At 38.1% G+C, this 7,549-nt stretch carries 8 protein-coding genes; 3 read left to right on the top strand and 5 right to left on the bottom strand.

Annotated elements, in window-relative coordinates; all coding sequences use genetic code 11:
* Both VKY47_RS09800 and VKY47_RS09805 read right to left on the bottom strand, forming a co-directional pair.
* Nucleotides 1–186 (bottom strand): twin-arginine translocase subunit TatC (locus tag VKY47_RS09800; RefSeq protein ID WP_324312408.1); only part of this gene is annotated, 186 nt, incomplete at its 3' end.
* Nucleotides 186–1,103 (bottom strand): KpsF/GutQ family sugar-phosphate isomerase, encoded by a 918-nt coding sequence (locus tag VKY47_RS09805; RefSeq protein WP_324312418.1) that lies wholly within the window; start codon nt 1,101–1,103, stop codon nt 186–188. The genes VKY47_RS09800 and VKY47_RS09805, both read right to left, overlap by 1 nt.
* A gap of 248 nt (nt 1,104–1,351) precedes the next feature.
* Between VKY47_RS09805 and VKY47_RS09810 the strand changes: the two genes are divergently transcribed.
* Both VKY47_RS09810 and VKY47_RS09815 read left to right on the top strand, forming a co-directional pair.
* Nucleotides 1,352–3,553, top strand: a complete 2,202-nt coding sequence (locus VKY47_RS09810) for a RecQ family ATP-dependent DNA helicase (RefSeq protein WP_324312409.1) — start codon at nt 1,352–1,354, stop codon at nt 3,551–3,553.
* A gap of 217 nt (nt 3,554–3,770) precedes the next feature.
* Nucleotides 3,771–4,703 (top strand): peptidylprolyl isomerase, encoded by a 933-nt coding sequence (locus VKY47_RS09815; protein WP_324312410.1) that lies wholly within the window; start codon nt 3,771–3,773, stop codon nt 4,701–4,703.
* A 237-nt stretch (nt 4,704–4,940) separates the two neighbouring features.
* Here VKY47_RS09815 and VKY47_RS09820 read toward each other — a convergent pair whose 3' ends face one another.
* The 3 genes from VKY47_RS09820 to VKY47_RS09830 are packed head-to-tail and all read right to left on the bottom strand — an operon-like array spanning nt 4,941 to nt 6,706.
* The gene (locus VKY47_RS09820) at nt 4,941–5,687 is read right to left on the bottom strand and encodes an outer membrane beta-barrel protein (protein ID WP_324312412.1); all 747 of its coding nucleotides are present in this window, start codon (nt 5,685–5,687) and stop codon (nt 4,941–4,943) included.
* A 9-nt stretch (nt 5,688–5,696) separates the two neighbouring features.
* Nucleotides 5,697–6,191 carry a glycine zipper family protein gene (locus tag VKY47_RS09825; RefSeq protein ID WP_324312414.1) on the bottom strand — a complete coding sequence of 165 codons (495 nt, stop codon included), beginning with the start codon at nt 6,189–6,191 and terminating at the stop codon, nt 5,697–5,699.
* 17 nt (nt 6,192–6,208) lie between these two features.
* Complete coding sequence (locus tag VKY47_RS09830) at nt 6,209–6,706, bottom strand: membrane lipoprotein lipid attachment site-containing protein (protein ID WP_324312415.1); 498 nt, start codon at nt 6,704–6,706, stop codon at nt 6,209–6,211.
* A gap of 271 nt (nt 6,707–6,977) precedes the next feature.
* On the opposite strand from VKY47_RS09830, the gene VKY47_RS09835 reads away from it, so the two are divergent.
* Nucleotides 6,978–7,549: patatin-like phospholipase family protein (locus VKY47_RS09835; protein ID WP_324312417.1), on the top strand; the 572-nt coding region annotated here is incomplete at its 3' end.

Consider the following 7,549-nt stretch of genomic DNA (forward strand, 5'->3'; position numbering starts at 1 on the left):
CCACTTATAGGTTGGGAAGTCCATGCGCTTGGGACCAAAGATGATGGTGTTGAAAATAAAATCGGAAAAGATAAAGGCTCCAGTCCCCGCAATTAAAATGGCTATGGTAGCACGTATTAAATGCCAACGTAAATCCTCTAAATGGTCGAGGAAAGACATTTCGTTCACATTCTTTCTTTTTGTCATTATAAAATGCCTTCTTTAATTAAGTCGTGAACGTGCACTACACCAGCATACATTCCTTCATGTTCTACCAGCAATTGTGAAATCCCGTGTTTCTCCATAAGTTCCATAGCATCTACAGCCATGGCGTTCGAGTCGATGGTTTTTGGGTTTTTGCTCATAATATCCTTAGCAAACAAGCTGGTAAAGTTATCTGTTTTGCTCAACATCCGTCTTAAATCGCCATCGGTAATAATGCCAATAATTTTCCCCGATTCCACGACGGCTGTTACTCCCAGCATTTTTTCGGTAATTTCAATAATGACCTCTTTTAATCCTGTTTGAAGGCTGACTTGTGGCTTTTCGTTCACTTCCGACATATCGCTAACGCGTAAATATAATTTTTTGCCTAGAGCGCCTCCAGGGTGGTACTTGGCAAAATCGGTGCTAGAAAAGCCTCGTAGTTCCAATAAGCAGATGGCCAGGGCATCGCCCATAACTAATTGTGCTGTGGTACTGGTAGTAGGGGCTAGGTTGTTTGGGCAGGCTTCTTTTTCAACAAAGGTATTCAATACATAATCTGCTTGTTTCCCTAAAAAGGAGTCTTTATTTCCAGTAATGGCAATCATTTTATTTTTGGCATTCTTAATAAGAGGGACCAACACCTTAATTTCTGGGGTATTCCCGCTTTTAGAAATGCAAATAACCACATCGTCCTGTAGGATAAGTCCAAGATCTCCATGGATGGCATCGGCAGCATGCATGAAAATGGAAGGTGTTCCTGTAGAATTTAAAGTTGCTACGATTTTAGTAGCAATAATGGCGCTTTTTCCAATTCCGGTGATAATAACACGACCTTTAGAGTTGTAAATAAGCTCTACGCTAGCTGCAAATTCTTCGTCAATATAACGAGAGAGATTGAAAATGGCCTTACTTTCCATTTCAATCGTTTGTTTAGCAGTATGTATAATAGAATTCTGCTTGTTCAAAATATATTATTTTTTGGGTTGATGCTTTTAAAGAATTTCATATCTTTAAACATATTCAAACTTGTCAAGTTTTGTCTTCGTATAAAAACGCTACAAAGCTAACGAAAAATATTTGAGGGGTTTGTAAATACGAACTATAATTAATAGCAATTTAATTTTAGTGGATTGGAAGAAAGTGTAAATTAAAATTAAAAAGATTCATGTCGATAATTGAAAACGACTTGCACAAAGCCTTAAAAACATATTTTGGCTTTGGTAAGTTCAAGGGATTACAAGAAAAAGTTATTACAAGCCTTTTGGCTAGAAAAGACACTTTTGTAATCATGCCCACGGGCGGTGGCAAATCCTTATGCTACCAGTTACCTGCGCTTATGCAAGAAGGTACGGCTATTATTGTTTCTCCTTTAATTGCCTTAATGAAAAACCAAGTAGATGCCATTAGAGGCATCTCTAAAGAGGAAGGCATAGCCCATGTGTTAAATTCCTCCTTAAATAAAACGGAGATTAAACGGGTTAAGGAAGACATCCTGAGCGGTGTTACCAAGCTGCTTTATGTGGCTCCAGAATCGCTTACCAAAGAGGAGAACGTCGAGTTTTTGCGTTCGGTGAAAATATCTTTTATGGCCGTGGATGAAGCCCACTGTATTAGTGAGTGGGGTCATGATTTCCGACCAGAATACCGAAATCTAAAACATATTATTCAGCGTATTGGCGATAATATTCCAATTATTGGGCTAACTGCTACGGCTACACCGAAGGTTCAGGAAGATATTTTAAAGAATTTGGCCATTCCGAATGCCACAACTTTTAAAGCATCCTTTAATAGACCCAATTTATATTATGAGGTACGACCGAAAACCAAACAAGTAGATGCCGATATCATCCGATTTGTGAAGCAAAACAGTGGAAAATCGGGCATTATATACTGTTTAAGTAGGAAACGTGTGGAGGAATTGGCGCAAACCCTGCAAGTAAATGGGGTGAAAGCGGTGCCTTATCATGCCGGATTGGATGCTAAAACCAGATCCAGACATCAGGACATGTTTTTAATGGAAGATATTGATGTGGTGGTGGCAACCATTGCCTTTGGAATGGGTATAGACAAACCCGATGTGCGTTTTGTAATCCATCACGATATTCCTAAAAGTATAGAAAGTTATTACCAAGAAACCGGACGTGCCGGACGCGATGGAGGCGAAGGACATTGTCTGGCGTTTTATGCCTATAAGGATATAGAAAAGTTAGAGAAATTTATGTCTGGAAAACCTGTGGCCGAACAGGAAATCGGGCAAGCTTTACTACAAGAGGTTGTAGCTTATGCGGAAACATCCATTTCCAGAAGAAAATTCATCCTCCATTATTTTGGGGAAGAATTTGACAACGAAACAGGCGATGGTGGCGATATGGACGACAATGTGCGTTATCCGAAAAAGAAACATGAAGCCAAAGATGAAGCCGTTTTGGTTTTAGAAACTGTAGAAGCTACCAACGAAAAATATAAAACCAAGGATTTGGTAAATGTCATTATTGGAAAGGCCAATGCCTTAATTAAATCGCATAGAACCGATGAGCTGCCATTTTTTGGAAAAGGAAAGGCTCGGGAAAAAGGCTATTGGATGGCTATGGTGCGACAAATACTGGTAGCGGGTTTTTTAAAGAAGGATATAGAAACCTATGGAGTGATCAAAATCACAGAGGCTGGAAAAAACTTTATAAAACACCCGGAATCTTTTATGATGACCGAAGACCATGTGTTTGCTAGCTCTGGAGACGATAATATTATTACTTCAGCTAAAGGGGAAGGCGCTGTTGCCGACGAAGTCCTTATGAACATGCTGAAGGATTTACGTAAAAAGAATGCCAAAAAACTTGGCGTTCCTCCATTTGTTATTTTTCAGGACCCATCATTGGAAGATATGGCGCTTAAATATCCGTTGACCCTTGAGGAATTGAGTAATGTGCACGGGGTAGGAGATGGAAAAGCCAAAAAATACGGAAAAGATTTTATTGAGCTGATTGCCAAATATGTCGAGGAAAATGAAATTGACCGGCCAGATGATATGATTGTGAAATCGACAGGCACCAATTCCGCGTTAAAACTATACATCATTCAAAACATTGACAGAAAACTGCCTTTAGATGATATTGCTTCGGCCAAAGGTATGGAAATGAAGGATTTTATTAAGGAAATGGAAGCTATTGTCTTTTCTGGAACCAAATTGAATATAGATTATTGGATAAGTGATATTCTTGATGATGATCAACAAGAGGAGATTCATGATTATTTTATGGAAGCTAAAACGGATAAGATAGACGAGGCTATTAATGAATTTGATGGCGATTATGACGATGAAGAATTGCGTTTGTATCGGATTAAGTTTATTAGTGAGGTGGCGAATTAGTTTTTAAAAGTGTCTAGAGTTGTGAGTGTCTAAAGTTGTGAGTGTCTAAAGTTGGGAGTGCCTAAAGTGCCTTGAGTGCCTAAAGTTGGAAGTGCTTAAAGTGCTCAGAGTTTTGAGTGGGCTTTCGTTTTTGGAATTTAGATATTCATTATTCATTTTTAATTATTCATTATTACTTGCATTCCTTATCTTTGCACTTTCATTAAAAAAATAAAAAATGCAAGACGGTTTATACGCAAAGTTCAACACCAATAAAGGTGAGATATTAGTCGCTTTAGAATACAAGAAAACACCTGGAACAGTGGGTAATTTTGTAGCTTTAGCAGAAGGAAACATGGAAAATTCGGTGAAAGCACAAGGCACACCTTATTACGATGGATTAAAATTCCACAGAGTGATTCCAGATTTTATGATCCAAGGAGGTTGTCCGCAAAGCTCAGGTACTGGAAATCCAGGTTATAAATTTGACGATGAGTTTCATCCAGATTTAAAACACAATGCACCAGGAATCTTATCTATGGCCAATGCTGGTCCGGGAACCAATGGTTCTCAATTTTTCATCACCCATATAGAAACTCCTTGGTTAGATAACAACCATACTGTTTTTGGAAAAGTTGTTGAAGGACAGGATGTGGTAGATGCCATTGCTCAAGGCGATGAAATAAAAACCCTTGAAATATTAAGAGTAGGAGCAGATGCTGAGGCCTATAATGCCATTGAAGCGTTTAGAACTTTTGAAGGTTCACGTGAAAAGCTTATCGCGGCGGCACGTGAAGCCAAAAGCGCTGAATTGGATAAATTAGCTGTAGGTTTTGAAGAAACCAAAAGTGGTTTACGTTATCAAATTTTACAAAAAGGAACTGGAGCCAAAGCTGAAAAAGGCAAAACGGTTTCAGTACATTATAAAGGTCAGCTGCCAGATGGAACTGTTTTCGATTCGTCGTACAAACGCAAGGATCCTCTAGAATTTCCAGTAGGAATGGGACAGGTTATTGCAGGTTGGGATGAAGGGATCCAGTTGTTACAGGTTGGAGATAAAGCCAGATTTGTAATTCCAAGCGATTTAGGTTATGGAAGTCGCGGTGCCGGAGGCGTTATTCCTCCAGATGCTACCTTGATTTTTGACGTGGAATTAATGGCGGTTAAATAAGTAGAACCCCATAAGAAATATCATAAAGAAAGCCTTGAAATTATTCATTTCAAGGCTTTTTTGTGTTTTAATTCTTTAGAATTCATCCCGTTCATCGACCCTGTGGTTGTAAACGTCATTCCAGCTTTAGGTGCATTTGGTGTTTGCCCAAAAGGAAGCCTAGTAAGATTGGCGTTTGGATCTGGCTGTTTTTTGCTAATTGATTTGTTTTGGTTTTTAAAAGAAAAAGATTGCTGCTTAATTTGTTTCTACTTTAGAAGTAGTATCTGCTTCGGTCTCTTTTTTCTTTTTTCCGGCACCTATTGGAATGCCTACACCTAGATAAATAGATCGGTTATATTGTTTTCCTTCTGCGTCGTTTTTATTGATATTGACCAAGCCATAATAATATTTTAAGTTGATATTCATACCCATTTTGGAGAGCAACTTATAATTAATACTGGCCAATAATCCGGCATCCAACGCTGTGGTTTGATCTTTAATATCCAACTTATACGTTAAGTCTTCTTTATCGATTACTTTATTGGTAAAGATATCATGTGCTTTATATCTTAAGCCTAGCATGGTACCAGCCCCAACATGGACATGGTTGCCAAGCTTTCTTTTAATAACCAATGGGACATTAAAATAATTGATTTTACGCTGTATGGAGCCCCCTTCAAAAGCGGTATTTAAGTCGGCATCATTTAAGTTGTACACGGCAATACCTTCGGCACCCATATTAGATTTTACAATAACTCCCGTGTTAAAAATCCACTCAGGATGTTTTTTAATAGTCAAATCGAAATAGAAACCCAAATAAAAATTGGTGCTTGTATTTGAGGATATTCCGTTTAAACTCGCGAAATCCACACCTCCATCTAAACCAAATTCGATGTATTCGGAATTTAGTTTGTCTCCAAACAAAAGAGATATCAATACTTGCGACTGTGCATGAAAGCCTGTAAACAAGAGTATGAACAGGAGCGTTGTGTATTTCTTCATAGATACCTATTATTTAACCGTATATCCTTTTCCTTCCAAACAGGCTGAAAAGGCTTTTTTAAAATCGTCGCTCATCGCTTTTTCTTGAGATGCAGCAGCTTGATTGTTTTGTTGCTGAGCTTGTTGGTCGTGCATTACTTTTGCGCGTCGTCCTCTTAAGGCCCCTGCAATGGCACCAATGGCAGCACCTTCGCCAGCATCTCCAGCAATAGCGCCAATGGCAGCTCCTGCAGCAGCGCCACCAGCAGCTCCAACTACCGCTGTGCCATCAGCAGATTTGTCTACTTGCGCAGCTTGAACCTTGGTCGGATTCATGGGGTCGAACCCCGTTTGATTCATGGCCCATTTATAACAGGCAGTTTCATCGGTGTCTTGAGTGGCCTGGCTTTGTTCTTTCGCTGGAAACACATACAATCCCAAGCTAGACGCTAAGGATTTGCTTTGAGCCTTAGCCGCATAATTAAATGACACTAGGAGTACGAAAGTTATTAGGATTGTTTTCATTTTATAGCTTATTAAGTTTAAAAATCGTCTGGGTTAAAAAATGTATAGCCTAATTGACCTAAAACATCGGCTTCATTATAGAAGGTATAGCTTTTTACAATTTTTTCGTTTTGTATTTGGTAAATGGAATTGGCCCAAATAATTACGGAACCTCTGTTGTTTTTATAATCGATTTTAAGTTCAGCCCAATTGGATATCCAATCCCCTTGGTTGTCTCCTGTAACAATTTTTATGGCCGCATTTCTGGATTTATCGTAGTGTATTTTTTCATAGAGAGTTTCCACATTGGATTTCCAGTTAGTAATGGCTTGTGTTTTGTTTATGGAGTCGCCATAAGAAGGGCCTAAACCAAGGTAGTTGTCATCCAGATATAAATCCATGGCATCAAAATCCATGTTTTCAACTGCTTTGACATAGTTTTCAATAAGTGCCAGGTTTTTTTCCGAATTATCAACTTCAGAAGAACAACTGCTCACTAATACAACCATCATTAGTGCAAAAATTATTTTTTTCATTGTTATTAATTTTTAGTGAATACCATTCTTATTAAGTACTACAATAAATTTCAGGGCTTGGGTGGGATTGTTTATAGCAAGCCATTTAAAAGTGCGGAATGTGTATAACAAAAGTAATTTTAATTTAACATAAATTAATAATAAAATTATTTTTTTTTATTCTCTCTTCAATTTTATTAAAAATGTATGCATTGTAGTTTTTTATAAATAGTTAATTTTATCTTTAGATGCTGAGAAATTCCAAATAATTGATAACCCCACTGATAATAAGATGAATAAAAAAATGATGACTCTTTTTACAAGCCTGAATCTTGGAAACTCCAGAATTATAGGTGTTTGTCTCTTTGGTTTATTTGTTTTTCTACCATTAAACATCTTTTCTCAAGAAAGCGAGACGCCTTTAAAAGACAAAAAACCCAAAATAGCTTTGGTTTTAAGTGGCGGCGGCGCTAAAGGTATTGCCCATATTCCTGTTTTGCAAGCTTTGGATAGTTTGGGTATTGTACCCGATTTAATAGTGGGTACCAGTATGGGGAGCATTGTTGGAGGTCTTTATGCCATGGGATACTCTGGAGATAGTATTGCTTCCATGACCAAAGCGGCTAACTGGAGTAAATTATTGGGGAGTGAGGCTTCGTTTAGAGATGTTGGTGTGGAAGAAAAAAGCGAGTTTGGCAGGTATTTGGTGAATTTGGATCTAGTTAAAGGAAGACCGAAAATTAAAACCTCTTTACTAAAAGACCAGAATCTCAGGGAGTTTTTGTCCGAAATTATGTATCCTGCCTATAACACGACAGATTTTGATGATTTAGTTATTCCTTTTAGAGCCGTTGCAACCGATCT

It is taken from the genome of Xanthomarina sp., from assembly GCF_035306705.1.
GTDB lineage: Bacteria > Bacteroidota > Bacteroidia > Flavobacteriales > Flavobacteriaceae > Xanthomarina.

Excerpts from the sequence above, each read along its gene's own strand:
- VKY47_RS09820 (WP_324312412.1), bottom strand. The coding sequence starts at position 5,687 with ATGAAGAAATACACAACGCTCCTGTTCATACTCTTGTTTACAGGCTTT.
- VKY47_RS09830 (WP_324312415.1), bottom strand. The coding sequence starts at position 6,706 with ATGAAAAAAATAATTTTTGCACTAATGATGGTTGTATTAGTGAGCAGT.
- VKY47_RS09810 (WP_324312409.1), top strand. The coding sequence starts at position 1,352 with ATGTCGATAATTGAAAACGACTTGCACAAAGCCTTAAAAACATATTTT.
- VKY47_RS09825 (WP_324312414.1), bottom strand. The coding sequence starts at position 6,191 with ATGAAAACAATCCTAATAACTTTCGTACTCCTAGTGTCATTTAATTAT.
- VKY47_RS09805 (WP_324312418.1), bottom strand. The coding sequence starts at position 1,103 with ATGGAAAGTAAGGCCATTTTCAATCTCTCTCGTTATATTGACGAAGAA.
- VKY47_RS09815 (WP_324312410.1), top strand. The coding sequence starts at position 3,771 with ATGCAAGACGGTTTATACGCAAAGTTCAACACCAATAAAGGTGAGATA.